The following is a 25,778-nucleotide window of genomic DNA, read 5'->3' as shown; positions in this document are numbered from 1 at the left end:
AACTGTGATTTTTTTATAACCCCACAAGAATGGATTATTTAGGCAGAAACTTTGACTGAGATTAACGACGCCGAAATCCGATCCCAGCCACTTACCCCATCTTTGGCACCGACCATGGTTGGCATTTTAGCGCATCGGGCTGACAATCCCAAAAGGTCTGCGCTGTGGATAGACCGTGTTTTTATATTGAAGGACAAAATGGCTGTTTACTGGGTCGGTGATATTCAAGGCTGCGATGCCCCGCTGGGCCGCTTGCTGGACACCGTGGCGTTTTCACCCAGCCGTGACCACTTGATCGTGCTGGGTGATTTGGTCAATCGGGGCCCAGATTCCGCCGACGTGTTGCGCCGCTTGATGACATTGCAAGGCAGTGTGCAGTGTGTGCTGGGCAACCACGATTTGCATGCCTTGGCTGTGGCTTTTGGCCACAGCCGTCCCAAACGGCTGGACACCCTGGATGGCCTGCTGCAAGCGACCGACCACTCCAAGTTGATCGATTGGCTGCGCCAGCAGCACTTGGCGCTTTGGTCGCACAACGTTTTGTCGGTGCACGCGGGGGTGTTGCCTGGCTGGACCCTGGACAAAACCTTGTCCTTGGCGAACGAAGTGCAAGCCGTTTTGCGCGGGCCAGATTTGCCGTATTTTTTGGCCCATCTGTATGGCAACGAGCCCGCCGCTTGGCACGACGATTTGGAAGGCCTGGACCGCTGGCGCGTCGTCGTTAACGCCTTGACGCGCCTGCGCTTTTGCGCTGCCGATGGCACGATGGAATTTGCCACCAAAGACAGCGCCGCGCAGGCGCCAGCAGGCTTCATGCCCTGGTTCGATGTGCCGGGACGGCGTACGGCCGACATCACGGTGGCCTTCGGCCACTGGTCTACCCTAGGCCAACAAGACCGCAGCGACGTCTGGGCTTTGGACACGGGTTGCGTCTGGGGCGGCTGCCTGAGCGCCATGCGCCTTGGCGAAGACGGGCAGCGTCAACGAATTCAAGTGGCATGCGCTCAGGCGCAGGTGCCGGGTTGATGGCAGGCCTTAGCCGCCCGGCTTGAGCAAGACCAACAAGGCCCCCGCTCCACCTTCGGCGGGCTTAGCCTGAACGAAAGCCAAGACCTGGTTTTTTTGCACCAGCCAGCTGTGCACTTTGGACTTGAGCACCGGCGTTTTGCCGGGCGAACCCAATCCTTTGCCGTGGACCACGCGCAAACAGCGCAAGCCCTGGCGTTGCGCCTGTCGGATGAACTCGGAAAGCGCCACGCGGGCTTCGTCGGTACGCAGGCCATGCAGATCGATCTCGCGCTGAATCGACCAATCGCCTTTGCGCAACTTGTGGATCACGTCACGGCCAATGCCCGGACGGCGAAAACTCAGGGCGTCATCGGTGTCGAGCAAGGTGCTGGCATCGAACTCGTCGCTCAAGCAATCGCGCAGCACCGCCGCGTTGTCCATGTGGTGCTGGTGCGCAATCGGGGCTGGGCTGGGGACATCCAGCTTGACTTGGCCGTGCGCAGGCAAGCGCTGGACCACCCCCACGGCTCGCACAAACAGGTTGCTTTCGGCCTCACGCTGTCGCGCAGCCAGCGCCTGAGCGGCCGCCTCGGCCTGGGCTTGCGCATGGGCTTCGGCCAGCTTCTGGCGGACTTTTTTCAGGTCTTGCAAGGCGTTGATTTTCACGGGGAATCCTGGCTGGACATTAATGGGCGGGCTTGGCGCACAAGCAGATCGGGTGCAGCTCAATCGCCCCGATTGCGCATCCAATCGCCGGTCTTGAAAAAGCTGGCATTCAGCCACTCGCGCAGCACGGGGTCAACATCCGTCTCGGTCATGGCCTGGTCGATGCAGGCCAGCCACTGGTCGCGCTCGAGCACACCAATCGAAAACGGCATGTGGCGCATGCGCAAACGCGGATGGCCAAAGCGCTCGGTGTAATGCTCGGGCCCACCCAGCCAGCCGCACAAAAACCAAAACAGTTTGTCGCGGGCATCTTGCAACGTGTTGCCGTGCGCATCACGCAACGCCTTGTAGCCTGGCTCGATGTCCATCAGGTCATAAAAGCGGTCAACCAAACTGCGCACAGCCGCTTCGCCGCCGATCCAGGCAAACGGGCTGTCCAAGGGGGGCTTTTCTTCGGTGTTCATGGGGCTCGATGGTGCAATGTGCAAAGGGGCAAGTTGGCGCAAGTCACTGCGCCGCCTGGCGCAAAGTCTGCACCACTGGCTGACGCAACACCCCGGCCAGGCTCAGGCTGCCCGCCCCCCAAGCCAACATGGCCCCGGCCAGACCACCGGCCAAGGGGGCCCACAAAGGTGGCTGCCAGGCGAACTCGAAGGCATAGCGGGCCAAGGCCCAGCCCACCACCAGCGCCATGGCGCTCGCCATGAAGCCGGCCAGCCAGCCAATGCCCAGCAGCTCGGTGCGCTGTACCTGCGCCAGCAGACTGCGGCCCGCGCCCAGCGCCCGCATGATGGCGTATTCGCGCTCACGCGCTTGGCGACTCGCGCCCACCGCGGCCAGCAAAACCATCAGGCCTGCCGCCAAGGTGAAGGCAAACAAAAACTCCACGGCCCGGATCACCTGGTCCATGACGCGCTGGACCTGCGCCAGTGTGCTGCGCATGTCCACGCTGGTGATGTTGGGGAAAGCATTGACCATGGCGTTTTCAAAACCTGGCAGTTCTTTTGGGGACTGGAAGGCGGCCATGTAGGTCATCGGCAAATCGGGCATTTGCGAGACCGGGAACAGCATGAAGAAATTGGCCCGCATCGAGGCCCAGTCCACCTTGCGCAAGGAGGTGACGCGGGCCTCGTGGGGCTGACCAGCAATGTCAAAACCCAGGCGGTCACCCAGCTTCAGGCCCAGCGCCTGGGCAATGCCCTCCTCCACACTCACGCCGTCGGCCTCTTCGGCCTGCCAGCGTCCGGCCACCAAGGGGTTGTGATCCGGCAACACCGCGCTGTGCGAGAGGTTGATTTCACGGTCGAGAAAGCGTTTGCCCCGGTCAGCTTCCAGGTCATCAGGGCCAATGACACGGCCATTGATGGCCACCAGTCGGCCCCGGATCATGGGGAACCAATCGGGCGCCTGAACACCCGCATTTTTGAGGTGCGCCAAAAAGGCATCGGCCTGGTCGGGTTGCACATTGATGACAAAACGGTCGGGCGCGTTCACCGGCGTGGCCTGACGCCAACTGGCGATCAGGTCGGTGCGCAGCAAAACCAGCAAAGCCAGCGCCAGCAAACCCACCGACAAGGCACTGACCTGCACCACCGCAAACAATGGCCGCGCCGCCACCTGACGCGTGGCCAGGCGCAGCCAGCGCGGGGCCGATTCATCAGGCACCACCCGGCGCAGTAAAAACAATGCAGCCGCCGCCAGACCAGCAAACACCAAGAGCGCCAGCGCAAAACCACCGACCGTGATCAATCCCAGTGTCAGGTTGCGGCTGACCATGAGCAAAGTCAAGGCAAAGCCGAGCAGGCCCATGCCCAGCACCAGCCCCGAGCGCACCTGCACACTGCCCAAATCACGGCGGATCACGCGCAGCGGCGGCACCTGCGCCAACTGCAAAACCGGCGGCAGGCCAAAGGCCACCAGCAGGGTCAAACCCATGGCCAGGCCCATCAGCGCCGGTTGCAATGTGGCACCGGGCAAGTTGGCATCGACCAGACCGGCCAGCAACTGCACAAAACCCAAGTGCACGCCGTACCCAGCCAGCACCCCCAGCACACTGGCCACCAGGCCCGCGCCCAGAAATTCCAGGCCATAACTCAATGTGAGTGTGCGCTGGCTTTGACCCATGACACGAAGCAAAGCACAGGCGTCCAGCTGCCGCTCGGCAAAGCTGCGTGCCGCCAAGGCCACCGCAACGGCGCACAGCAAGGCGGCCAGCAAAGCCACCAAGTTCAAAAACTGAGAGGCACGGTCCAGGGTCTGGCGCATCTCGGGTCGGCCACTGCCCAACGACTCGACTTTCACACCGCGCACCTCCAGCTTGTCGGCCTCGGCCTGTGCCCAAGGCAAAAACTGGCCCACGGCCGCATCGCTGCCGGCCACGGCCATGCGCCAGCTCACGCGGCTGGCCGGCTGCACCAGGCCCGTGGAGGCCAAGTCGGTCATGTTCATCATCACGCGTGGCGCAAAGCCCATGAAACCCGCTCCGCGGTCGGGTTCGCGGATGATGGTGGCGGCAATGCGCAAGCTGCGTTCGCCCAAGCCCAACCTCTGGCCCACCTGCACGTTCAGGGCTTCGAGCAATGCCGCATCGACCCACACCTCGCCCTCAGGCGGAATGCTGGGCGCGCTTTGGCCGGCGATCTCCAGCCGACCGCGCAAGGGGTAACCGGGCTCCACGGCTTTGAGGGCCACCAGGCGGGTAGCGGGTGGGGTGGCGGCTGGCGTGTCTGTTGGGGATGCGGTTTCCGGTGCGCTCATGGCACGCGCCATGGTCGGGAAACTCACATTGGTGTTGCTTTGCAAACCCGCCACTTGGGCCTTTTGAACAAAGGCCAGGGGAGTGCGTTGGTCGCTCACCACCACCGCGTCGCCGCCCAGCAGTTGGCGCGCATCGCGCCACAGACCCGACTGCATGCGATCGGCCAGAAAACCCACCGCCGTCAGAGCCGCCACGGCCAAGGCCACCGACACCATCAACAGGCGCAACTCGCCCGCCCGCAGGTCACGCCACAACTGGCGCGCACCCAGCTTCAAACCATGCATCCAAGATTGCTTGTTCATCCCCTGACCTTAACCCAGGGGCGAAGGTCTGGCAGGGCCGGGGGCTTGGCGGGCAGCTGACGCATGTCCGATGCGAGCATCCCATCGGGTCCCGGATCGGCTGGTTTTAAGCCCCACGGCCCCGAGCTCTTGCTTGCTCACGCGCCAACTCATACGCGGCCTGAACAAAGGATTCCTCCAGCTCTTCCCCCGCGGGGGTTGGCTGGGCATCCGACCAGCGCACGATGGCCACCCGAGCACCATCGATCGTTTCCTGGATGGGCACCCTGCACAAGCCGCTGGCTTGCATGCGCGACTCATGAACCTCCATCGGCATGGCCGCCACCAGATCGCTGTGCCGGGCCAGCGTTTCCAGGCCCGTCAAGGTCTGACAGGTCACGGAGCATTGAGGCGAGGCCAAACCGGCCTGCTGGAAAGCACGGTCCAAACCCCGGGCGACCGAACTCTCTAGGCTGGGCAATACCCATTGAGCCCCCACCAACTGCGACAAACTTTCGGCGTTTTGCAGCGCATGTCCGGGACGCACCACCACGGACACCGTGGTGGCGTAGAGCGCACGGGTGACGAACTCAGGCCCCAATTGTTCAGCTGGCAAAGACATCACGGCAAAGTCAGGCGCGCCTTCGCGCAAACCGCCCAACTGAAAGCTTGGCGGCACGATGTTCAATTGCACCCCCGGCCAACGAAGCCGAAATGCCGGAATCACCTGAGGCAACAAGGCCATGGTGGCAAAGTGGGACAGCGCCACCACCAGACGTCCTTCTTTGTGGCCCCGTCTTTGCTGCACATCTTCACCGGCTTGACGGGCTTGGCTGCGAATCGCCCGGGCGCGCGGCAGCAAGGCCAAGCCATATTCCGTAGCCTGTACCCCACGCAAGCCGCGCTCAAACAAGGTGACCCCGAGGGACTCTTCCAGACGGCGCAGTTGTTTGCTCACGGCCGGTTGCGAACTGCCCAGTTGGCGAGCTGCAGCCGTCACACTGCCCGCGTCCGCTATCTCAGCCAGCAACACCAGCGCAGCCGGGTCAGGCATGCCGGCAGAGGTCGACTTAGGGGGCCGCCCGTCATGGACCGATGTGATGGGCCCAGCTGCAGAGTTTGCGGATTCAGGCATCGGAGCATCCATAACCAAAAGACATGATTATTACCTTTTCAAGGCTTGCTGGAATACCAGCGCCTGACTACGATGGCCTTGTCTGTTCCACGATTCGGAGTCTTGTTTGCCACTGACCCTTGCCGATTGCATGCACCTGGATGCCCACAACCCCGGTCACAACCGTTTGGCCCAGGTGGGGGACCGATTTGACCCGGGCACCCCAGGAACGCTGTATTTCGATGCCAACTCGATCGGGCCCATGCCGCGCACGGCGCTCTTGAAAATGCAGACCGTGCTGCAAGTCGGTTGGGCTAAGGCACGGCGACGCAGCTGGAACGAGCTGGACTGGCTGGAGCAGCCCCGCACGCTCGGCGCCTCGATGGCCCATCTGATCGGGGCGGACAGCAACGATGTACGGGTCACAGACACCACCAGCATCAACCAATACAAGTTGTTGCGCTATGCGCTCGGCGTTGCAGCCCCTCGCCGTGTGATCGTGCTGGAACGCCACGTCTTTCCCTCCAACCGCTATGTGGCCGAAGCCATCGCCCGGGAACATCTGGCCGAGCTGCGTTTCATCGACGATGCAACTCAATTGCCCGCGGCCTTGGCGCCGCAAGACGTGGCCGTGGTGGCCTTGTCCCATGTGGATTACCGCAGCAGCACGCGGCTGGACATGGCCGATTTGAACCGCTGCATTCGCGCGGCGGGTGCCATGAGCCTGTGGGACCTGTCGCATTCTGCAGGTGCCGTGGCCGTTGCCCTGCGCGAAAGCGACAGCGACTTGGCGGTGGGATGCGGCTACAAGTACCTGTGCGGCGGACCGGGCGCCCCGGCATTTTTGTACATCCACCCGCGCTGGGCCGATGCCGCTTGGCCCGCCATTGCTGGATGGATGGGACATGCCGACACATTCGCTTTTGATGCCGACTACCGGCCGGGCGCAGGAGCAGACCGATTTTTGGTGGGTACCCCCGCCGTCCTGGCCAATGCGGCATTTTCGGCAGCAGCAGAGCTGTGGCGCGAGGTCGACCCGCTGGCCCTGGACCAGCGCCACAGGTCATTGACCGACACCTTGATTCAACTCTTCGATGAACAGTGCGCCGCTTGGCCGCTGCATTTGTCCAGCCCACGAAGTCACGCCCAACGTGGCGGCCATGTGGCCCTGCAGTTCGATGGGGCTGCTGCATTGGCGCAAGCCTTGGTTGAGCAAGGCGTCATCGTTTCTTCGCGCAAACCCGACGCTTTGCGTTGGGGCGTTCACCCGTTGACCACGACCCATCAACAGCTGTGGTCAGCGGTTCAGGTGTTGCGGCAATTGCTGGTCAGCGGCAGATGGCAGGACGCACGCTTTGAACGCCCCATGGTCTGAGCCCCGCATACCGCTGTTTACCCCCTTCGCTTTTCCAACCGATACCCTCATGACCGCCACCGACAGACCCACTGCACAAACGAACGCCCCGATACGCCTGGCCGCTGACATTGGCGGCACGTTCACCGATGTGGTTCTTGAAACACCCTCGCGCCGACACAGCTGCAAAGTCTTGACCACACCACGCCAACCCGAACTGGCCGTGATGGAGGGACTCGATCGTCTGCTCAAAACCTCGGGTCTCGACGGTTCATGCATTGAGCTGTTTGTCCACGGAACCACATTGGCCACCAACGCCCTGATCGAGCGCAAGGGGGCGCGCACAGCCTTTGTCACCACCGAGGGCTTTCGAGATGTTTTGGCCATGGGCTTTGAAAAACGCTTTGATGCCTACGACACGAACCTAGAGGGACCAACCGAGTTGGTGCCCAGGCCTTGGCGTCTGACGGTTCGCGAACGCATCGCGGCCGATGGCACGGTGCTGCTCGACCTGAATGAAGACGACGTCAGAACGGTCGGTGCCCAGATGCGAGATGCGCACGTCGAAGCCGTGGCCATCGGGTTCATGCACGCATGGGGCCACCCCGCACACGAACAACGGGCCCGCGACATCCTTGCACCCATCCTCGGGCCGGATGTGAGCATTTGCCTGTCCTCGGAAGTATGCCCTGAGATCCGTGAATACGAGCGTTTTTCCACCACCGTGGCCAACGCGTACGTGCGCCCCCTGATGGGCAGCTACCTCTTTCGACTGCAGGACAGCATCCGGCAAAAAGGTCTGCACTGCCCCATGTTGCTGATGATGTCGGGCGGCGGGCTGACCACGCTGGAGTTGGCCGCCCGTTTTCCGATCCGTCTGGTCGAATCCGGCCCAGCAGGCGGTGCCATTTTGGCGGCCCACTTGGCACGGGAATGCGGCCTGGACAAGGTGCTGGCCTTTGACATGGGCGGCACCACCGCCAAGATTTGCCTGATCAACAACGGCCAGCCTGAAAGGTCACGCCGCTTCGAAATTGGCCGGGTCTGGAAAAACCTCAAAGGCAGCGGCTTGCCCATCCGCATTCCGGTGATCGAACTGGTGGAAATTGGCGCTGGCGGCGGCTCGATCGGTCGGGTCGATGCCCTGCATCGCATCACGGTCGGACCGGATTCGTGTGGTTCCGAACCGGGCCCCGCCTGCTATGGGCGCGGCGGCGAACTGCCGGCCGTCACAGACGCCAACGTGGTGCTCGGCCGCATCGACCCCGAACGCTTTGCCGCAGGCCGCATGCCACTGGATGCAACATTGGCACAGCAAGCCCTGATGCGCCATGTCGGAAAAGCTTTGGGCATGGACGCTTTCTGGGCCGCTGCAGGCATCAGCGAAATGGTCGAGGAAAACATGGCCAATGCGGCCCGTGTGCACGCCATTGAGCGCGGCCAAGACCTGGAAAACTTCACCATGGTGGCGTTCGGCGGTGCCGCGCCCTTGCATGCTGGCCGACTGGCACAAAAACTGGGCATCACCCGAGTGATGGTCCCTGCCGGCGCCGGGGTCGGCTCGGCCATCGGCTTTTTACGTGCGCCTGTGGCCTTTGAGGTGGTGCGCAGCGATCTGTCCGTCTTGATGACGATGGACCCCCAAGCGGTAGAGGCCCGGCTAGAGGCCATGCATGCCGAAGCACTGTCTGTGGTGGCAACCGCCAGCGCAGGGGCACCCTTGCAGGTGCTGAGAGTGGCCGAATTGCGTTATACCGGTCAAGGACATGAACTTCGAGTGCGCCTGCCTCCCGCATCAAACGGCCCCATCGATCTGTCAGCCCTGCAGGCGCTTGTGGAAGCTTTTGAAACATCCTACGAACAAATTTACGGGCTGCGCATACCCGATGGCGAAGTCGAGGCGGTCACCTGGTCGGTCACCGTCTCCACCCTGCCGCAAGCCGTGCAGCCGATCGCGTTGCCGAAAGCCACTCGCCAACGAGAACCCTTGTCGACACGGCCGGTTTGGGAGCCCGCGCTGGGCGAACAACGGGAGTTCGGCCTGCACTGGCGATTTGACCTTCACACGGGCGAGAACATCGCAGGCCCCGCTTTGGTGGCCGAAGACGAAACCACCATCGTCGTTCCCGCAGGCTGGATGGCACGGCTGGATGAGCGAGGCCATTTGCTGATGGAGGCTCAATCATGAGCACGCAAATGCTGCACGCCATTCGCACACAGGTGATGTGGAACCGGCTGATTTCAGTGGTCGAAGAACAAGCCCAAGCCTTGCTGCGCACCGCATTTGGTTCGGTAGCGCGGGAAGCGGGTGACCTCTCGGCCGGTGTCTACGACACGAATGGACGCATGCTGGCCCAGGCCGTCACGGGCACGCCCGGGCACGTCAACACGATGGCTGTCGCTGTGGGTCATTTCCTGGAAAGGTTCCCACTGGAGGGCCTGGTCGCGGGGGATGTGCTGGTGACCAACGACCCCTGGATGGGCACCGGGCATCTGTTTGATTTTGTGGTCGTGACACCGGTCTTTGTCGGGAAACGACCGGTGGCCTTGTTTGCATCCACCTGCCACACCATCGATGTGGGTGGACGCGGCTTCACAGCCGATGCCGCTTCGGTATTTGAAGAGGGCACCTGCATTCCCCACCTCAAACTGGTGCGGGCCGGAGCGCTCAATGAAGATGTGCTGGCCGTCATCCAGGCCAACTCTCGCAACCCCATCGAAGCCAGAGGGGACATCCTGTCCTTGGTCAGCAGCAACGAAGTGGGCAGTCGTCGCCTGGTCGAGATGATGACCGAGTTCAAACTGGCGAGTCTGGACACTTTGGCCGAGCACATTTTCGAGCAATCGGGTCGTGCCACCCGCGAAGCCATCGCGCGACTGCCCGATGGACAATGGCGCGCCGAAATGACCATCGACGGCTATGAACAACCCGTGAGCCTGGTTGCCACCCTGCACAAGCAGGGCGAACAGATCCGAGTGGATTACGCAGGCACCAGCGTCGCATCACGCATGGGCATCAATTCGCCCAAATGCTACAGCGACGCTTATTCGGTCTTCGGCCTCAAATGCCTGATCGCGCCCGAGGTCCCGAACAACGCCGGCTCCCTCGCACCTTTCGAAGTGATTGCTCCCGAGGGCAGCATCGTTCATCCTCAACGGCCCAGCCCAGTAACCGCTCGCCATGTGATCGGACAAATGCTCCCCGACTTGATGTTTGGCTGCTTGGAGCAGGCCCTGAACGGCCAAGTACCAGCCGAATCGGCTGGCAGCATCTGGGTGCTGGCCATGAGCCGACACCCCGCGCAAGGCAAGGCCTTCAATGTCATGAGTGTCGGTTTAGGCGGCACGGGCGCACGCCCCACCAAGGATGGTTTGTCGACCACCGCTTTTCCCAGTGGCGTCGGTGGCATCCCGGTTGAAATCACGGAAGCGCAATCACCACTTGTGTTCTGGGAAAAAGTGTATTTGCCCCACTCGGCCGGTGAAGGTCAGTGGCGCGGGGGCCTCAGCCAACGCATCGTGATCGGCACCCGTGACGCAGTGGGTTTTGACTGCTCGGCCGCCACCTTTGACCGCCGTGCTTACCCCGCCCGTGGCCGCAATGGCGGCATGTCGGGCACCCCCGGACGGGTCGACGTCCAATCGGCCAGTGGTGTGCAAACCCCACATGCAGACAAAAGCACCATTCACATCCCGAACGGTGGACGTCTTTGCATTGAACTGCCCGGCGGTGGCGGCTTTGGTCCACCTGAAAAACGAGACCCGGCGCTCTGCGCACAGGATGCGGTCAACCATTCGACTGCCCCCCCAGATCTTTCTCCCCTGTCCTTCAACCCACTCCCCAGGAGTTCTTCATGAAACTGATCCAACGTCTGACGTATTCATTTTTTCTGCTGCTCATGGCGCTGCCATGGTCAGCACACTCAGCCGATTACAACGGCACGGTCCGCATTGTGGTGGGATTCCCGCCCGGGGGAGCGACCGATGTTGTCGCGCGCATCATGGGTGAAAAATTGCGCGTGATCATGAATCAGCCGGTCATTGTGGAAAACAAACCCGGTGCCGGCGGCATGATTGCCACGCAACAACTCAAGGCTGCAACGCCCGACGGTGCCATGGTGATGCTGACCATCGACCATTCCCATGTGATCATTCCCCTGACCTTCAAAGCACCAGGATACGACCCCATCAAGGACTTCACAGCCTTGGCAGGTGTCGCCAGTTATTACAACGTCATGGCCCTGTCCAGCACGATTGCCGCCAAAACTCCCTCGGAGTTTGGCACCTGGCTCAAAGCCAATCCGGGCAAGGCCAATTACGGCATCCCTGCCGTGGGCAGCGTGCCCCAATTTGCGGGTCTGCTGGTAGGCAAGTCACTGGGCACACCCATGGTGGCCATCCCTTACAGAGGTGGCGCCCCCCTGGTCCAAGATCTGCTGGGTGGGCAAGTGCCCGCAGGGTTTTTGTCGCTGACCGAGTCCATCGAGCACCACCGCAATGGAAAAATGCACGTCATGGCCGTCTCGGGCACCAGCCGTGCCAAATCAGCACCCGACATTCCCACCTTCCAGGAGTTGGGCATCAAAGGGGTCGACAAGAACCCCTGGCTGGCATTTTTTGGACCCAAAGGTTTGCCCTCCGAATTTGTCGACCGTTTTAGCCGCTCAGTAGCGACGGCCCTGACGGACCCAGAAGTCGTTGAAAAGCTCTCCAAATTGGGCAATGTGGCCACCTACGCCAACCCAGCTCAATTGCAGGAATGGGTGTCCTCTGCCACGTTGCATTGGGGTCCAGTCATCAAGGAATCAGGGTTCGAATTGCAGTGAAAACGTGACTGAAAAAGTCACACGGGCCTGAGCAGGCCCCATAAAAAAAACCGCTCACTGAATGTCAGTGGGCGGTTTTTTTGCGTTCTGGTGGTGATAGGTGGATTTGAACCACCGACATCAGCATTATGAATGCTGCGCTCTAACCAACTGAGCTATATCACCTGAGTTTGTTGGCACAAGCCACCAAGCCGAAAATTATACACAAGATTTCGGGGTACACGGGCAAGTTGGCGTAACAATTGGCGCATGAAACAGCCAAGACCAGAACCAACCGACCATGAAACCTGTCACCAAGCAGCCCAAGTGATTTGGGAGCATTGGCAATCAGGCCAAGTGCTGAGCAAGCTGCCAGAGGCATGCCGACCCTTGACGGCAGCGCAAGGCTACGCCACACAAGCGCAATTGCCCGCCGTGTCCGGCCGTCAGGTGGTCGGCTGGAAGATCGCTGCCACCAGCGCCAACGGACAATTGCACATCAACGTGGGGGGGCCGCTGGCCGGGCGGCTGTTGTCGGGTCAGGTATTTGAAAGCGGCGCTACCGTGCCGTCTGCCGGCAACCGCATGCGTGTGGCCGAGCCGGAATTTGCCTTTGCCATGGCGCAAGACCTGACACCACAATCCGCGCCCTACACCCAGCAACAAGTCATGGCCGCCGTGGCCAGCTTGCATCCGGCCCTGGAGGTGCCCGACTCGCGGCTCGAGCCCTTTACCGCAGCAGGAGAAGCACAACTGCTGGCCGACAACGCCTGCGCCCGCCACTTTGTTCTGGGCCCGGCCGCGCCCGATGTCTGGCGCGACCTGGACTTGAGCAGCTACCCAGTGCATGCCAGGGTGGCGCATGGAAACCAACTGAAGTACACCCGGGACGGCACAGGCGGCAATGTGCTGGGCGACCCGCGCATCGCCCTGACCTGGCTGGCCAACCAGTTGTCGAGCTTGGGTATCACTTTGGAAAAGGGCCATGTGGTGACCACCGGCACCTGCATGGTGCCACTCGAACTGCAGCCCGGCGACAGCACCAGCGCCGATTACGGTCCGCTGGGCCGTGTGACCCTGATTTTTTCGGAGACTTGAAACATGACGAAACCTCTTTTGGCCCTGATCGGCACCGGCGGCACCATCGCGGGCGCGGCCAGCGCTGCCTCCGTCAGCACCGATTACCAACCCGCCAGCCTGAGCCTGGCCGCCGTGGTCAACACCGTGCCGGAACTGCGCCAGCGCTACGCCATCGAAGTCACCCAACCCATGCAGTTGGCCAGCTACGACGTGCGGCCTGAGAACTGGCTCGATCTGCATGCTGCCGTGATGCAAGCCGTGAACAACCCCAACGTGGTGGGCATCGTGGTCACACACGGTACCGACACGCTGGAAGAAACAGCGACCTTTTTGCACCTGAGCGTGGACAGCGACAAACCCATCGTGGTGGTGGGGGCCATGCGCCCCGCCACGGCCTATTCGGCCGATGGCCCGGCCAATTTGCTGGATGCCTGCAGTGTGGCTGCCTGCCCCGGTGCAAGGGGGCGCGGCACCTTGGTGGTGATGAACGGCCGCATCCATTCGGGCCTGTGGGTGGGCAAACGCCATGTGAGCAGCGTGGAGGCCTTTGACAGCCCACTGGCTGGCGCCGTGGGCGAAGTGGCCGATCAAGCGGTGCAGTGGTTCCGCGCCGCCGCACGAGCCCCCACTGTGGCTTGGCAAACGCCAACCGCTTGGCCTCGGGTGGACATTGCCGTGGCTTATGCCGGGGTGGACGAGACCGCGATGCGCGCCTTTGTGGCCGCAGGAGCGCGGGGCATTGTGCACGCCGGTTTGGGCAACGCCAACACGCCGACGGCCTACCGCGCTTTCATCCAGTCTTTGCCCGCGCAAGGCGTGCTGTTGGCGCGTTGCGCCCGCTTCATCACCGGCAGCGTGACACGGGCCAGCGTGTACGCCGATGCCCAGCACGGGATCTTGACAGCAGGCCCGCTGCCGCCCCACAAGGTGCGCATCGTCATGCTGCTGGGCCTGGCGCACGGCATGGATGGCCCCGCGATTCAGGCCTGGATCGATCGGATTTTGCTGGCGGGCTGAACCCCGGTGCTCAGCGCGATCGCTGTGTCCAATAAAGCACCGTGCCGCTGATGCTGGCCATGACCATGAGGCCCAGAAAACCGGCGCGGTAGGTGCCAAACAGGCCCGACAAAGCGCCGAACATGGGCGGCCCCACAACCACGCCCAAAAACGTGAAAGCCAACGTGCCGCCTGTGGCCATGCTGGCCATGCCGGGGGGGGCGCGGCGGGCCACTTCGGCCAGGTACACGCCGTTCCAGCCGATGGCCGAGGCCCCAAAAGCCACCAAAATGGCGATCACCACAGCCTGCGGCGTGTCGGTGGTCAAAAAGGCCGAGGCCAAAGCGCCCAAGGCCATCATGCTGGCCAAAAGCAGCAACATGCGCCGCGCGCCCAACCAACGGTCGGCCACATAGCCCCAGACCACACGCCCGCCAATGCCGCCCAGCTGCGTGACCGACAAAGCCAGACCTGCTGCCACCAGACCGTAAGACAAATCGTCGTGCAAAAAGGTCACCAAATACGTGGTGAGCGACAACTGCACCATGGAAAACATGAATGAGCAAGACGCCATGGTGAGCAGTGACCGATGCGCCAGCACCAGACGAATGGGCTCGATCAAACTGCCCCAGCGGATGCGGGTGTCCGGCTGGCGGTCGCTGTCGAGTTCGGCCCGCAGGCTTTGCGACACCCAGGCGCACAGCAAGCACACCACAGCCACCGCCACCAAACTGAGTTGCCAATTGCCCAGCAGCGCCAAAGGCGGCACCACCGCGCCCGCCAACATGCTGCCCAAGGGCACACCGGTTTGCTTGATGGAAAACACCAGCGACATCTGGTGCTTGGGTGTGGTGCGGGCCAGCAGGTGCGAGCTGGCCGGTGTGATCGGGCCATAACCCAGCCCAATCAATACCGCGCCCAACACCATGGAAGGCAGCCAGGGCACAGCGCACAAAAGCAAACCCAATGCACACAAAACCAGGCCCCACTGGCTCACGCGGATCGCCCCCATGCGAGCCACCGTGGCGCCGCCCATCAAGGTGGCCACCATGGCGCCGGCATAAGTCACCGACACGTACAAGCCCACCAAGGCGGGCGAGACCTGCAAAGTCTGCGCCACCACAGGAGCGACCACGGGCAAGCTCAGCAAGGCCATGGCGACCATGGCCTGAATCACCAGCGTCAGCAGCAAGGGCCACCAGTTGCTCATCGTTTCATCTCCCGTACAGGCGAGAAGGCCCCCAGGGGGCCGCAGCGATCACACCCAGCTCAGTTGGCTTTGACGCCCGCCTTGACCAACAAACTGCCCAAGGTGTCGATCTCGTTTTTCAGGTGGCCCCGCAAAGCCTCTGGCCGCGCGAGCTCCACGCCCACGGCCGAAATGCCCATGGCCTCCAGGCGCTGACGCACCTCCGGGTCTGCCACCGACTTTTGCAAGGCAGCGGTCAACTGATCGAGCACCGGCTTGGGCGTGCCCTTGGGCGCATACAGGCCAAAGGAGATATTGATGTCAAAGCCTTCCACACCGGCATCGGAGATGGCGGGCACTTCAGGCAGTTGGGGCAAACGGGCTTTGCCCGCAGAGGCATAAGCCTTGATCTTGCCACCCTTGACCGAGGGCACCGTGCCCGAGGTTTGGTCACACAAAATGTCCACCTGACCGCCCATCAGGTCGGTCAAGGCCGGACCCGTGCCCTTGTAGGGAATTTCATTGAGCTTGACGTTCAAGGCGTTCATCATCATCAGGCCGCACAGGTGCGAGGCCGAGCCCACGCCCGCATGCGCGAGGCTGACTTTGGGACCATTGGCTTTCAAGTAGGCCACAAACTCGTTGAGGTTTTTGGCAGGGAATTCGTTGCGCGCCACGATCACCATGGGGCCGCTGGTGGCACGGCCAATCGGTTCAAAATCATCCACCGGGTGGTAGGGCAGGCTTTTGTACATCGCCACGTTGGTGGCGTGGCTGACGTGGATCATCAGCAAGGTGTAGCCATCGGCTTTGGCGCGGGCCACTTTGGCCGTGCCGATCGAGCCCGAGGCGCCTGCGGTGTTGTCCACCACGATCTGCTGACCCAGGTGCTTTTGCATGGCCCCGGCAAACAAGCGCGTGATGGTGTCACCCGGGCCACCTGCGGCATAGGGCATGACCATGGTGATGGCGCGGTTGGGAAAGTCTTGCGCCAAAGCCTGAAAGGCGGTCGCGGCCAGCAGCAGGGCCAAGCTTGTGCGAATGAAACGAGTATGCATGGGAGTCTCCTTTTTTATAAAGGCCGCAGTGTGACCGATCAGGCCAACAAGCGTTGGCGAATTTCCAGAGGGCTCAACACCTGAAGGGGTTCAGCACCGCCACCGGGAATGCCCACTTGCGTGGCGTTCAGCAGCATGGACACCATGACATAGGTGCCCGACAAGACTGTCAGGTCTACCACCGCCTGCTCGCCCATGCGTGTCACAGCTTTTTGCCACAAGGCTTCGGGTACGCGGTGGTTCAGAGAAAGCTGAATGCAAAAGTCGTACACCAGGCGTTCGTCCTCTTGCATGCTGCTGGGCCGTCGGCATTGTTGCAAGTCGCGCATCACCGCGTCCGACAAACCCGCCTTGCGCGCAATGGGTTCGTGCGCCCACCACTCGAATTGCGCGTTGGAAATGCGCGCCTGGATCAGGATGGCCAACTCGTTCAGGCGTTTGTTGACCGAGGTCTTGAACCGCAGGTAGTCCAGAAAATCAAAGGCACGGCGCGCCATGTCGGGGCTGCGCAACAGCGCGTTGTAGGGACCGCCGAGCGCCGCACTCGACACCTTGAGGATGTCATCGGCCAAGGGCCGCACCTCGGGGGGCAATTCGTCGTACCGGATCTGGGCGAATCGTTCGGTCATGAAGCGTTCCTGCAAAAATTGGGGGGTACACCAGCGCTGGATCACCAACACTTGAGGACCAGCGCCTTTTTAGTCGCGTTGTACAGGCCAGACGCTCCAAGCAACTTGCCAACGTAACAACAAAGCACAGGCTATTGAGTCACCCACATGACTGGCAAACCGCCATCATGGGCCCGGGTCTGGGCCACACTTACAGTTGCTTGCACCTGCCAGGACCCTTGGGCCCAGAACACTTGGCCCCTCGCCCCTGACCCTTAACCCCTATGGACGGAACCCTCCCATGCTGAAATTTTTCTTCAACGCCGCGCCTAACCCCATGAAAATCACCCTGCTGCTCGAAGAGCTGGCCCTGCCTTTTGAGGCCGTGCCGGTGGACACGCGCAAGGGCGAACAATTTGCGCCCGCCTTCCTGGCCGTCAACCCCAATGCCAAGGTGCCTGCCATCACCGATGGTGATGTGACCGTGTTCGACAGCAACGCCATCTTGCTGTACCTGGCCGACCGTGAACAAAAATTTGTGCCCGCCATGGCGCAGGCCAAAGAGCGCGGCGCGGCCCTGTCCTGGCTGCTGTTCATCGCCAGCGGCATCGGGCCGTTTTCAGGCCAGTCGGTGCACTTTCGCCATGCCGCACCCGAGCCCAAAGAATACGCCCTGAACCGCTACGACTTTGAAGCCCACCGCCACTGGAGCGTACTGGAAAAGCACCTGGCGCAAAACACTTACATGCTGGGCGAGCACTACAGCATCGTCGACATGGCCCTGTGGGGCTGGGCCCGCATGTTGCCTTATGTGCTGGGCACGGGGGAAGCCACCTGGACGCAGTACCCCCACATCAAACGCCTGCTGGATTTGGTCAACGCCCGCCCGGCGGCCCAGCGCGCCGAAGCCTTCAAAACGAAATACACCTTCAAGACCGAAATGGACGCGGACGCCAAGAAGTTCATGTTCCCGCAAAACGAGCGGCTGAACAAAGCCTGAGGCCCACCGTGAGCCTCACGGGTGGGTGGCAGTGGCATTGGCGTGCCTGGCGTTCGCAAAAACGTTGGGCACCTGCTGCGGCACAAATTTCACAATGGCTGCTGGCGCAAGCCATGCCGCGCCAACAACTGGTATTGATCGGACCGAGCGCGGGCTGGATGCTGCCCACCGAATGGCTGACTCAATTTAAGGAAGTGCATGCCTGGGACATCGACCCCTTGGCGGCACCATTGTTTCGGTGGCGTCATGGTCAGGCTTTGAAGCGTGAAGGCACGCGCCTGTACCTGCACACAGGCGATGGCCTGGCGCACCTCGATGAATGGACACGTACCCTGCCGACCGCCTTCTTCTGGTTTGACAACGTCCTTGGGCAATTGCGTTTCACAGACCCATCGCCGGATGCCGTAGAGCAGCGCTTGAAAAATTTGCAGCGCCAACTCGAGACCGTTGCATGGGGCAGCGTCCATGACCGAATGTCAGGATGCCACACCCCTGACACCGTCTTTCCGAAGGCCCGCCACAGTGGGGCTGGATTGGCCATGGAAACCCCTGAAGGACAGGCCTGGTTGCTCCAAATGGGGGCCATCAGTCCTTGGCTGGACCACTTGACCGAAGGCGTCTTGCCCAAAGGCACGCCCGTGCTGCACACTGCGTGGTCATTCAAACCGAGGTATGCGCATTGGCTCGAAATGGGCTGGACTGGGCCGTCTTAGTCTTCATTTTCCAAATCCAGCGCCCAGTACTGACCCACCAGATCATGTCCAAACGACTGGTGGGGCTCTTCGGACAACAACACAAAACCCGCGTTTTGGTAAATGTGCCTGGCCGCATGCAGGATGTCGTTGGTCCACAAAGTCAATTTGGGATAGCCCCGGGCTTTGGCAAAAGCAATGCACTCTTGGGTCAAGCGCCGTCCCAGGCCGGTGCCGCGCATCTCGGGCTCCACGTACAGCAAGCGCAGCTTCGCCTCGGTGTCAGAGACCTTGACCACAAACGCCGAACCCACCACTCGGCCCTCACACTCGGCGATCCAGGCGTTTTCTTTTTCCGGGTCAAATTTTTTCACAAACTGCGCGGCGATCTCGGCCACCAAGGCCTCGAAGGTGCCATCCCAGCCGTATTCCTGGGCATACAACATGCCTTGCCGATGCGCCACCCAGCCAATGTCACCCACTTGCAGGCCGCGCAAAACAATGTTTGGCGTCATGCCTTGTCACCGCTTTCATAACGCTGCCCCAGCGCCAGCAATTGCGGGGTTTGAATCACCGCGTTCAGGCCATCAAAGTCCAGCATCTGGCCCTGCCACGGGCTTGTGGTCTGGTGCATGTGCAAGCTGGCGTAATAGCCTTGCAGCGTATGCAGCACCGCCCGCGCCGTGCCGCCGGGGAAGATCACGATTTTGAAGCCCCGTTCGCCCAACTCGGCCGCGCTTTGCACCGGCGTCTTGCCGCCTTCGACCATGTTGGCCAGCAGTGGCACACGCTTGGCAAACTGTGCGCAAGCACGGTTCATCTGCTCGTCCGAGCGCAGGGCTTCGATGAACAAGGCATCGACGCCGCATTCCAAGTAGCGCTCGGCCCGCTCCAGCGCGGCGTCCAGGCCTTCCACGGCGACCGCATCGGTGCGCGCCAGGATCAAGGTGTTTTTATCGTGCCGGGCATCGAGTGCGGCGCGCAGTTTGCCTTGCATCTCGGCCACCGGCACCACGCCTTTGCCGTCCAAATGACCGCAGCGTTTGGGGAAAGTCTGGTCTTCGATCTGGATCATCGCGGCCCCGGCGCGTTCAAAATCACGCACGGTGCGCTGGGTGTTGAGCGCGTTGCCAAATCCGGTGTCAGCGTCCACGATGACGGGAATGTTCACCCGGTCGGTGATGTGCGCCAAGGTCTGCGCCACTTCCGTGGCCGTCGTCAGGCCGATGTCTGATCGGCCCAAGCGCGTGTAGGCAATCGATGCGCCGGACAAATACAGCGCTTCAAAACCCGCCTGCTGCGCCACCAGCGCGGTGAGTGCGTCGTACACACCGGGGGCCAGCAAGGCGGCGGGTTGTTGCAGGCGATTCGCCAAAGAGGCCTGCTTGTCGTGGAGGTTATGGTTCATCGAATGGTTCCTTTCGATCGATTCGGCTGATATTCGGGGTTGAGTTGATTGGCCGCCGTGCCAGCTGCGATCCAGCCACCACCAATGGCGCTGAGCAATCCATTGCCCGACAAATAGCCCCACACCTCATTTCCAGAAACACCGCGTGCCGCGCCACCGGCAGCCAACAAATTGGGGAGCGGTCGTCCGTCCTCACGCAATACACGACAGGTCGCATCAATGTCCAGCCCACCCTGTGTGTGAAACAGCGCGCCTGTGACCTTGACAGCGTAATAAGGCGCTTGCAATGTGCGTTTGAATACTCTGCCCAAACCATCGGCTTGCTGAGGTCCCACTTGGTCCAAAGTCGCTTGCAGTGTTTCAACACTGCAGCCCATTGTGGCGGCCAGTTCCAGGATGGTGTTGGCCTTGCGAACAGCCCCTGCTTTTTCTGCTTCGACAAAATCTGGAAATTTTCGGGCCATGTCCAGCAAGGGGCCATCAAAGACATTCCAGGCGATATTTCCAGGCTGATCCAGCACGTTCACGGCGGCCTCGGAATAGCCTTGTGTCTCATCATGGAAGCGGCGGCCTTCGCCATTGATCTGAACCCCACCCTCCATGATGATCGCCCAGGTCATGAGCGCGCCTTGCGGCGTGACCCAAGAGCCGTGGCCTTGGTAACCACCCAAGTCGGCCAAACGCGCACCCATGGCTTTGCCCCAGGCAATCGCGCTGCCATCGTTGCCGACGTGACCGCCGAACGCCGCATTGCGCATGGCGGGCAACATCTCGTTGACCATCGCGGCATTGCCGCCATACCCATTGCAAGCCAGCACCAAAACATCACAGGCGAGTCGCTCCATCGAACCATCAGGACGCATGCACCCCACGCCCAAGACCCTGTCGTTGTCATCCATCCAGATTTCACGAACCAAGGCCTCAGTCAATGTATCAGCGCCTGCCTGACTGGCAGTCCGCTCCATTGCCGCCATGAGGGCAAGGCCAGTGTGCTCGGGGACGGCATGCATTCTGCGCACACGATGACCTGGAAACAAAAATCCATCCAGGACTTCAAATTTGATTCCCTTTTCCTCGAGGGCATCAATGGCCTGAGACACCGCTTGGGTGTAGGCTTGCACCAAATGGGGTGCTGCCTGTCCATGGGATTTGGCCACCACATCCTGGGCAAATGCCGCATGGGAGTCCTCAATGCCCAAGGACTTTTGCAAACGGGTTTGTGCCGCCGGAACAAAACCTGATGACAAGGCGGTTGACCCGCTGGGCACGGCATCACGCTCCAGCAAGACGCATTCAACACCCGCCATCCTGAGTCGGATGGCTGTGGTCAGCCCACAAGCACCCGACCCCACGATCAACACGGGAACATGCGCGGTTTCTTCTGGCATGGTCGCAGACCGAACCACGGTTGGAGAAGAATTGGGGGCAGTGGTCTGCATGTTCATGATGGCCTTTTGATGCGCTGACGAAGTTGATTCATGAGGCCTCCGGCCTCGACCATGTTCAGAAGAAAATCAGGAATGGGGTCGCATGAGATGCGCGATCCATCAGGGGCCGTGAGAGTCAAGGTCTCCAGATCCAGCCCGAGGGACTGCAAATCCTTGAAAGCCGATGTGTCACGGCAGGTCAAAAGAAGCAACCCCAAATTGAACGCATTGCGAAAGAAAAGTCCACTGAAAGAAGGTGCAATGACGGCCCTGATGCCCAGATGAACGAGTGCGCCAGCAGCCTGCTCACGCGAAGAACCAATGCCAAAATTTGGACCAGCCACAATCACATCGCCCCTTAGGGCCTCTCTTGCAAATTCAGATCGAACCGCTTCAAGGCAATGGGGTGCAATACCCTCAATCCCCAACTTCATGTAAGCCCCAGGTGCCAGTGCATCGGTGTCGATGTCCGCACCCAAAATCCAGACTCGGTGGGATGTGATCATGCCAATGCCTCTCTTGGATCGCTGATGAAACCGCGCAAAGCGGATGCCGCTACGGTATAGGGCGAAGCAAGATAAACCTGCGCCGTGGCCGAACCCATGCGCCCCTTGAAATTCCGAGCCGTTGTGGCAATCACATTGGCACCATCCGGAATACTGCCACCATAGCCTGAGCAAGCCCCACAGGCTGTGGGCAGGACTTCGGCTCCGGCATCGCGCAACACCGACATCACCCCTTCATTTTCTGCTTGGCTTTGGTCCGCCAAACTGGCGGGTGCCACCATCAGCCGCACACCCTGAGCAACCCGCTTGCCTTTGAAAATTTGGGCTGCCGCACGCAAATCGTCGAGCTTGGCCCCCGTACACGCACCGATGTAGGCCACCTGTACTGCGACGTTTTGGAATTCGTTGACTGCATGGGTGTTGGCTGGACTGTGGGGTGCGGCCACCTGGGGCGCCAGATCGGCAGCATTGAATCGGTGGACCAGGGCATAGGCTTCGTCATCGGTGCGCCAATGCCCAAGGTGGATGTCATCTTTTGACACGCCGTTTTTCACAAGCCAATCTTGCGTCACTTCATCGGGTGCTATTAACCCCACTTGTGCACCCATTTCAGCGCTCATGTTGGACATCGTCATGCGCTCTTGCATGGACAAGGCCTGCACCGCTGGACCACAAAATTCAACCGCTTGATAGTCTCCGCCATTCATGCCAAATTGACCAATCATGTGGAGCATCATGTCTTTGGCCGTCAAACCCACGGGCAGTCGACCATCCCACCACATGCGCATCGTCTGCGGAACACGGACCCATATCTCACCTGTCACCACAACACCCAGCATTTCGGTGCTCCCAATACCGAACATGTAAGTGCCAAATGCTCCGCCGGTCGGGGAGTGTGAATCTCCGCCGACACAGAACATGCCCGGACGCAAATGTCCCTTTTGTGGCAACACGACATGGCAAATACCCTGGCTGTCATACACATGCGGCAGCTTCTGATCCAGGGCCCACTCACGGGCTATGCGTATGATGCGGCGCGAGTCCTCATCTTGCTCGGGCACGTAATGGTCCATGACAAGAACCACCCGTGATTTGTCCCAAATTTCGGCCCCCAGCTCTTCCAGCATCGGTTTCAGCCGCCTGGGTCCCGATGAGTCGTGAAACATGGCCAAGTCCACTTTACAGCTGATGATGTCTCCCACGGCCACGTGAGATCGACACGACGCTTGAGCAATCAACTTTTGCGCCAAGGTTTGGGGGATGGGCGTTTGCGTTGTCATGTCACTGTCCATGTGATTGGGGTAATAGGAGGTTTTCAGGCACGGATTTCCTTGGCCACAATGCGGGCGTCAATGCCACCCACTTGCGACAACTCCATTTGGTATTCGTAGCGATCGGGACGGTACAAGCCATGCAACAAGAGGACAGGGCGATCGGCGGCATCAAAAACCAAGCGGCGAACCGACAACAATGCCGTACCCACAGCCACCTCGAGCTCCTGCGCCACTTGAGCATCTGCCTGCCTGGCTGAAACTGTTTGCATCGCACGACCCAGTTCAATGCCTGACTCTTCCAGCAATTGCAAAATGGGCTTTTGTATCAAGTCACGCTGAACTATGCCCTTGACGATCGATTCCGGACAATAGGTGGTGATGTGCGATACAGGTCCCTCCTGCGTGCTGCGTCGACGCGCTGCCTTGCGTATCTTTGAACCCGGTGCCACCTGCAAGGTCAAGGCCAAACTGTCCGAAGCCTGAATCACTCGCCAGTCCAGCACTTTGACGGTGGTGCCCCGACTCACACTCACGATGTTTTTCAGCAGACCCGTCAATTTGGTGGAGGGATGTCCCAGTGTCAACTCATTTGACTGGCGGGCCCCCAGTTCTTTGCGGGTGGCGGGCCTCGTGCCTCGCCCAGCCTCGCGCACAATCAAACCATCTTCTGCAAGAAGTTCAAGAGCGCGGCGCACCGTCACACGACCTACGCCAAACTGTTGGGTCAACGCCAACTCACTCGGCAGACCCAGTGCGAAGCGCCCCTCGTCCAGTTGTTCACGCAACACCAGATAAATCTGATGGTATTTGGTTAAAGGCAAAGAAGTAACCATAGGAACTCATTGAATCCATGCTGGCGCAATGGACTGGGCTTCGACTTGAAAGATTTGATCCAAAGGGGCGTTGTGCATCACATGGTAGAGAACAAACCGATAGGCCTCGCGTCCAGCCAGTTCAGGGGGGGTGAAACAAAACGCCAAATTGCCTGCTGTCGTCAGCCGCTGTGGAAACGCGTGATGCAACAAATTTTGTTTAAAAACAGACGCCACAGTCATGGCCATGTCCGCATCATGTGCAAGGAACTCAATCACCAACCCGGCCTCATGGCTGCTGAACTGCTCTGGCGGCAATGTTCGAACAGCACCCTGCCCATAAATGTGCGGCACAACACGCCAATCGCCGGGCAAGAGGGTGCGCACCTTTTCCTCAACGGCAGCAAGCGCTTCGGGCAAACAAGTCAAAAGACCTGGATCGGCAACGCCAGCGATCAACACCACACGGCTGCCGACGTAAGCAGCCCCTTCAATTTTCAAGGTGGGGTTTTCACGTGGCACAAACTCGGCACCCCTGACGCGGGTTCGGTGCGCATCCACAGCTTCATACCGCGCTCCGTGCAAGCGCAAGGTTCCTCCGGGCTCTTCGACTTCGTAGGGATTGGCTTGCTCGTACAAGGCATGCGCTGCAACCGAAGCGGGCGTGGCATGACACGCTGGATTCATGCTTTCGAGCGTGAACCCATCCGCATCCAGTGTGGCCAGCATCGCATCACGTCCGCCGGGCTGGCAACACAAGGATGTGCACTCTATAACTTTGGCCATGTGCAAAGACAAGCCCACCGGATAACCCAGTAATTCCGGGAATACTGAAAAAATGGCGGTGTCGCACGCACGCCCAGCGAGCACAACATCCGGGTCAAGTGCCAGCGCCCTCGCCAGTGTTTCTGTGCCACATTGACCCACAATGTGTTGGCAGTTGATCACATCATCTGCAGATGGCTCTGGCATCGGTCCAATCGGCTCCAACTCGCCCTTGTTCAAGCTGGTCAAGACCATTTCCGCATGCAAATCACTCTTCACAGTGACGAGTCGAAATGACAAACCTTTTTCGCAAGCGATCTCGCGCAACACCGCCACGGTGGCCTCCAAGTGAGGTCGCGCACCGGCCGTTCCGGCAGAACCGATGATCAATGGCACACCCGCATTCAGGCTGGCGGTCAAAACCAGCGCCAAATCACGCTTGACCATGGTCATCGGCGCCGCCATTTCACCTGACCCCAGGTAGTAAGGGCCAGGATCGATGGAGCCCATGTCACAGCCAACCACATGCGGCTGTCGGGCCATACCGCGTTCAAATGACGCCTGCGGAATTCCAAATCCAAGCTGGCCCGAAGCGGCCAGAATTCTCAAGGGCTCATGTCCCACACGGTGACGACTCAGCAGTCTTACTGTGGCGTGCATCAAAGCATGACCCCCAACAATGGTCCATGCTGCTGAGCGCCGTAGACATCACCATCCCCAGGTGAGCCCGCACACACTTTACGTGGCAAAGTGAACTTGATGGCGCACAAATCAGCCATGTCATAACGGCTCATGCGGGCTGGGGCGCAGCCATACAAATGGGCCACCGAGGCCGTCGACAATTGTGGACTTTGGATGGCGCAATCGTAACCATGGCGATCCCGAAAAAACAAATCGAGTGTCAACAAAGTGGGCCCCGCATTTTTACTGCGAATGACATGGACCAAATCGGTCAAGGCAACAGCGGGCATGTTCAA

The 25,778-nt window shown here is 60.6% G+C and carries 24 protein-coding genes and 1 tRNA gene; 9 read left to right on the top strand and 16 right to left on the bottom strand.

The features are described from left to right. Nucleotides 1-198 precede the first annotated feature (198 nt). Nucleotides 199-1,026 carry a symmetrical bis(5'-nucleosyl)-tetraphosphatase gene (locus tag ACIQ47_RS01355; protein WP_396436474.1) on the top strand — a complete coding sequence of 276 codons (828 nt, stop codon included), beginning with the start codon at nucleotides 199-201 and terminating at the stop codon, nucleotides 1,024-1,026. Between the two features lie 9 nt (nucleotides 1,027-1,035). On the opposite strand, the gene ACIQ47_RS01350 is transcribed toward ACIQ47_RS01355, so the two are convergent. From ACIQ47_RS01350 to ACIQ47_RS01335, 4 genes are all read right to left on the bottom strand, one after another. After that, nucleotides 1,036-1,674, bottom strand: a complete 639-nt coding sequence (locus ACIQ47_RS01350; RefSeq protein WP_396436472.1) for a Smr/MutS family protein — start codon at nucleotides 1,672-1,674, stop codon at nucleotides 1,036-1,038. A gap of 59 nt (nucleotides 1,675-1,733) precedes the next feature. Continuing rightward, complete coding sequence (locus tag ACIQ47_RS01345) at nucleotides 1,734-2,138, bottom strand: group II truncated hemoglobin (protein WP_396436471.1); 405 nt, start codon at nucleotides 2,136-2,138, stop codon at nucleotides 1,734-1,736. Between the two features lie 43 nt (nucleotides 2,139-2,181). After that, the gene (locus ACIQ47_RS01340) at nucleotides 2,182-4,734 is read right to left on the bottom strand and encodes an ABC transporter permease (protein WP_396436470.1); all 2,553 of its coding nucleotides are present in this window, start codon (nucleotides 4,732-4,734) and stop codon (nucleotides 2,182-2,184) included. Between the two features lie 106 nt (nucleotides 4,735-4,840). Beyond that, nucleotides 4,841-5,767 (bottom strand): LysR substrate-binding domain-containing protein, encoded by a 927-nt coding sequence (locus ACIQ47_RS01335; protein WP_396436469.1) that lies wholly within the window; start codon nucleotides 5,765-5,767, stop codon nucleotides 4,841-4,843. A gap of 187 nt (nucleotides 5,768-5,954) precedes the next feature. Between ACIQ47_RS01335 and ACIQ47_RS01330 the strand changes: the two genes are divergently transcribed. From ACIQ47_RS01330 to ACIQ47_RS01315, 4 genes are read left to right on the top strand one after another with little or no spacing between them, the layout of a single operon-like run. Beyond that, nucleotides 5,955-7,202 carry an aminotransferase class V-fold PLP-dependent enzyme gene (locus ACIQ47_RS01330; RefSeq protein WP_396436468.1) on the top strand — a complete coding sequence of 416 codons (1,248 nt, stop codon included), beginning with the start codon at nucleotides 5,955-5,957 and terminating at the stop codon, nucleotides 7,200-7,202. Nucleotides 7,203-7,251: 49 nt separating this feature from the next. After that, nucleotides 7,252-9,369: a hydantoinase/oxoprolinase family protein gene (locus ACIQ47_RS01325; protein ID WP_396436467.1), complete on the top strand. Its 2,118-nt coding sequence runs from the start codon at nucleotides 7,252-7,254 to the stop codon at nucleotides 9,367-9,369. Then, complete coding sequence (locus ACIQ47_RS01320) at nucleotides 9,366-11,039, top strand: hydantoinase B/oxoprolinase family protein (RefSeq protein ID WP_396436466.1); 1,674 nt, start codon at nucleotides 9,366-9,368, stop codon at nucleotides 11,037-11,039. The genes ACIQ47_RS01325 and ACIQ47_RS01320 overlap by 4 nt, the downstream gene beginning before the upstream one ends. After that, on the top strand, nucleotides 11,036-12,007 hold the full coding sequence (locus ACIQ47_RS01315; protein ID WP_396436465.1) for a Bug family tripartite tricarboxylate transporter substrate binding protein: 972 nt from the start codon (nucleotides 11,036-11,038) through the stop codon (nucleotides 12,005-12,007). Before ACIQ47_RS01320 ends, ACIQ47_RS01315 begins: the two co-directional genes overlap by 4 nt. Nucleotides 12,008-12,095: 88 nt before the next feature. Here ACIQ47_RS01315 and ACIQ47_RS01310 read toward each other — a convergent pair. Beyond that, nucleotides 12,096-12,172, bottom strand: a tRNA-Met gene (locus ACIQ47_RS01310). Between the two features lie 84 nt (nucleotides 12,173-12,256). On the opposite strand from ACIQ47_RS01310, the gene ACIQ47_RS01305 reads away from it, so the two are divergent. Then, nucleotides 12,257-13,084: a 2-keto-4-pentenoate hydratase gene (locus tag ACIQ47_RS01305; RefSeq protein WP_396436464.1), complete on the top strand. Its 828-nt coding sequence runs from the start codon at nucleotides 12,257-12,259 to the stop codon at nucleotides 13,082-13,084. A gap of 3 nt (nucleotides 13,085-13,087) precedes the next feature. Then, entirely contained in the window at nucleotides 13,088-14,083 is a 996-nt protein-coding gene (locus ACIQ47_RS01300; protein WP_396436463.1) for an asparaginase, read from the top strand. Between the two features lie 10 nt (nucleotides 14,084-14,093). Here ACIQ47_RS01300 and ACIQ47_RS01295 read toward each other — a convergent pair whose 3' ends face one another. Genes ACIQ47_RS01295 through ACIQ47_RS01285 form a run of 3 tightly spaced genes read right to left on the bottom strand, consistent with a single transcriptional unit; the run spans nucleotide 14,094 to nucleotide 16,938 of the window. Then, nucleotides 14,094-15,272 carry an MFS transporter gene (locus ACIQ47_RS01295; protein ID WP_396436462.1) on the bottom strand — a complete coding sequence of 393 codons (1,179 nt, stop codon included), beginning with the start codon at nucleotides 15,270-15,272 and terminating at the stop codon, nucleotides 14,094-14,096. Nucleotides 15,273-15,331: 59 nt separating this feature from the next. Continuing rightward, nucleotides 15,332-16,309 carry a tripartite tricarboxylate transporter substrate-binding protein gene (locus ACIQ47_RS01290; RefSeq protein ID WP_396436461.1) on the bottom strand — a complete coding sequence of 326 codons (978 nt, stop codon included), beginning with the start codon at nucleotides 16,307-16,309 and terminating at the stop codon, nucleotides 15,332-15,334. Nucleotides 16,310-16,347: 38 nt separating this feature from the next. Further along, the gene (locus ACIQ47_RS01285) at nucleotides 16,348-16,938 is read right to left on the bottom strand and encodes a carboxymuconolactone decarboxylase family protein (protein ID WP_396436460.1); all 591 of its coding nucleotides are present in this window, start codon (nucleotides 16,936-16,938) and stop codon (nucleotides 16,348-16,350) included. 280 nt (nucleotides 16,939-17,218) lie between these two features. On the opposite strand from ACIQ47_RS01285, the gene ACIQ47_RS01280 reads away from it, so the two are divergent. Both ACIQ47_RS01280 and ACIQ47_RS01275 read left to right on the top strand, forming a co-directional pair. After that, on the top strand, nucleotides 17,219-17,917 hold the full coding sequence (locus ACIQ47_RS01280; RefSeq protein ID WP_396436459.1) for a glutathione S-transferase family protein: 699 nt from the start codon (nucleotides 17,219-17,221) through the stop codon (nucleotides 17,915-17,917). Between the two features lie 8 nt (nucleotides 17,918-17,925). After that, the gene (locus ACIQ47_RS01275) at nucleotides 17,926-18,630 is read left to right on the top strand and encodes a hypothetical protein (protein WP_396436458.1); all 705 of its coding nucleotides are present in this window, start codon (nucleotides 17,926-17,928) and stop codon (nucleotides 18,628-18,630) included. On the opposite strand, the gene ACIQ47_RS01270 is transcribed toward ACIQ47_RS01275, so the two are convergent. From ACIQ47_RS01270 to ACIQ47_RS01235, 8 genes are all read right to left on the bottom strand, one after another. Then, complete coding sequence (locus ACIQ47_RS01270) at nucleotides 18,627-19,124, bottom strand: GNAT family N-acetyltransferase (protein ID WP_396436457.1); 498 nt, start codon at nucleotides 19,122-19,124, stop codon at nucleotides 18,627-18,629. The genes ACIQ47_RS01275 and ACIQ47_RS01270 overlap by 4 nt on opposite strands. Continuing rightward, the gene (locus ACIQ47_RS01265; RefSeq protein WP_396436456.1) at nucleotides 19,121-20,017 is read right to left on the bottom strand and encodes an oxaloacetate decarboxylase; all 897 of its coding nucleotides are present in this window, start codon (nucleotides 20,015-20,017) and stop codon (nucleotides 19,121-19,123) included. The genes ACIQ47_RS01270 and ACIQ47_RS01265 overlap by 4 nt, the downstream gene beginning before the upstream one ends. Further along, the gene (locus ACIQ47_RS01260; protein ID WP_396436455.1) at nucleotides 20,014-21,405 is read right to left on the bottom strand and encodes an FAD-dependent oxidoreductase; all 1,392 of its coding nucleotides are present in this window, start codon (nucleotides 21,403-21,405) and stop codon (nucleotides 20,014-20,016) included. Before ACIQ47_RS01260 ends, ACIQ47_RS01265 begins: the two co-directional genes overlap by 4 nt. A gap of 53 nt (nucleotides 21,406-21,458) precedes the next feature. Then, a complete protein-coding gene (locus ACIQ47_RS01255) occupies nucleotides 21,459-21,950 on the bottom strand; it encodes a 3-isopropylmalate dehydratase (protein WP_396436454.1) in 492 nt (163 codons plus the stop codon). Next, nucleotides 21,947-23,230 carry a 3-isopropylmalate dehydratase large subunit gene (locus ACIQ47_RS01250; protein WP_396436453.1) on the bottom strand — a complete coding sequence of 428 codons (1,284 nt, stop codon included), beginning with the start codon at nucleotides 23,228-23,230 and terminating at the stop codon, nucleotides 21,947-21,949. The genes ACIQ47_RS01255 and ACIQ47_RS01250 overlap by 4 nt, the downstream gene beginning before the upstream one ends. Nucleotides 23,231-23,265: 35 nt before the next feature. After that, the gene (locus ACIQ47_RS01245) at nucleotides 23,266-24,045 is read right to left on the bottom strand and encodes a GntR family transcriptional regulator (protein ID WP_396436452.1); all 780 of its coding nucleotides are present in this window, start codon (nucleotides 24,043-24,045) and stop codon (nucleotides 23,266-23,268) included. A gap of 18 nt (nucleotides 24,046-24,063) precedes the next feature. Beyond that, the gene (locus ACIQ47_RS01240; protein ID WP_396436451.1) at nucleotides 24,064-25,311 is read right to left on the bottom strand and encodes a hypothetical protein; all 1,248 of its coding nucleotides are present in this window, start codon (nucleotides 25,309-25,311) and stop codon (nucleotides 24,064-24,066) included. A 149-nt stretch (nucleotides 25,312-25,460) separates the two neighbouring features. After that, nucleotides 25,461-25,772, bottom strand: coding sequence for a DUF4387 domain-containing protein (locus ACIQ47_RS01235; protein WP_396436450.1), 312 nt, complete (start codon nucleotides 25,770-25,772; stop codon nucleotides 25,461-25,463). Nucleotides 25,773-25,778: the final 6 nt, after the last annotated feature.

Origin of the sequence: Limnohabitans sp. (genome assembly GCF_044373035.1) — a bacterium.
Lineage (GTDB): Bacteria > Pseudomonadota > Gammaproteobacteria > Burkholderiales > Burkholderiaceae_C > Limnohabitans_A.
Note: the sequence above shows the minus strand (reverse complement) of the source record. Positions and strands in the feature narration are given on the sequence as shown.

Excerpts from the sequence above, each read along its gene's own strand:
- ACIQ47_RS01355 (WP_396436474.1), top strand. The coding sequence starts at position 199 with ATGGCTGTTTACTGGGTCGGTGATATTCAAGGCTGCGATGCCCCGCTG.
- ACIQ47_RS01345 (WP_396436471.1), bottom strand. The coding sequence starts at position 2,138 with ATGAACACCGAAGAAAAGCCCCCCTTGGACAGCCCGTTTGCCTGGATC.
- ACIQ47_RS01340 (WP_396436470.1), bottom strand. The coding sequence starts at position 4,734 with ATGAACAAGCAATCTTGGATGCATGGTTTGAAGCTGGGTGCGCGCCAG.
- ACIQ47_RS01335 (WP_396436469.1), bottom strand. The coding sequence starts at position 5,767 with ATGCCTGACCCGGCTGCGCTGGTGTTGCTGGCTGAGATAGCGGACGCG.
- ACIQ47_RS01325 (WP_396436467.1), top strand. The coding sequence starts at position 7,252 with ATGACCGCCACCGACAGACCCACTGCACAAACGAACGCCCCGATACGC.
- ACIQ47_RS01320 (WP_396436466.1), top strand. The coding sequence starts at position 9,366 with ATGAGCACGCAAATGCTGCACGCCATTCGCACACAGGTGATGTGGAAC.
- ACIQ47_RS01315 (WP_396436465.1), top strand. The coding sequence starts at position 11,036 with ATGAAACTGATCCAACGTCTGACGTATTCATTTTTTCTGCTGCTCATG.
- ACIQ47_RS01305 (WP_396436464.1), top strand. The coding sequence starts at position 12,257 with ATGAAACAGCCAAGACCAGAACCAACCGACCATGAAACCTGTCACCAA.
- ACIQ47_RS01300 (WP_396436463.1), top strand. The coding sequence starts at position 13,088 with ATGACGAAACCTCTTTTGGCCCTGATCGGCACCGGCGGCACCATCGCG.
- ACIQ47_RS01295 (WP_396436462.1), bottom strand. The coding sequence starts at position 15,272 with ATGAGCAACTGGTGGCCCTTGCTGCTGACGCTGGTGATTCAGGCCATG.
- ACIQ47_RS01290 (WP_396436461.1), bottom strand. The coding sequence starts at position 16,309 with ATGCATACTCGTTTCATTCGCACAAGCTTGGCCCTGCTGCTGGCCGCG.
- ACIQ47_RS01285 (WP_396436460.1), bottom strand. The coding sequence starts at position 16,938 with ATGACCGAACGATTCGCCCAGATCCGGTACGACGAATTGCCCCCCGAG.
- ACIQ47_RS01280 (WP_396436459.1), top strand. The coding sequence starts at position 17,219 with ATGCTGAAATTTTTCTTCAACGCCGCGCCTAACCCCATGAAAATCACC.
- ACIQ47_RS01270 (WP_396436457.1), bottom strand. The coding sequence starts at position 19,124 with ATGACGCCAAACATTGTTTTGCGCGGCCTGCAAGTGGGTGACATTGGC.
- ACIQ47_RS01265 (WP_396436456.1), bottom strand. The coding sequence starts at position 20,017 with ATGAACCATAACCTCCACGACAAGCAGGCCTCTTTGGCGAATCGCCTG.
- ACIQ47_RS01260 (WP_396436455.1), bottom strand. The coding sequence starts at position 21,405 with ATGCCAGAAGAAACCGCGCATGTTCCCGTGTTGATCGTGGGGTCGGGT.
- ACIQ47_RS01255 (WP_396436454.1), bottom strand. The coding sequence starts at position 21,950 with ATGATCACATCCCACCGAGTCTGGATTTTGGGTGCGGACATCGACACC.
- ACIQ47_RS01250 (WP_396436453.1), bottom strand. The coding sequence starts at position 23,230 with ATGACAACGCAAACGCCCATCCCCCAAACCTTGGCGCAAAAGTTGATT.
- ACIQ47_RS01240 (WP_396436451.1), bottom strand. The coding sequence starts at position 25,311 with ATGGGCTCCATCGATCCTGGCCCTTACTACCTGGGGTCAGGTGAAATG.
- ACIQ47_RS01235 (WP_396436450.1), bottom strand. The coding sequence starts at position 25,772 with ATGCCCGCTGTTGCCTTGACCGATTTGGTCCATGTCATTCGCAGTAAA.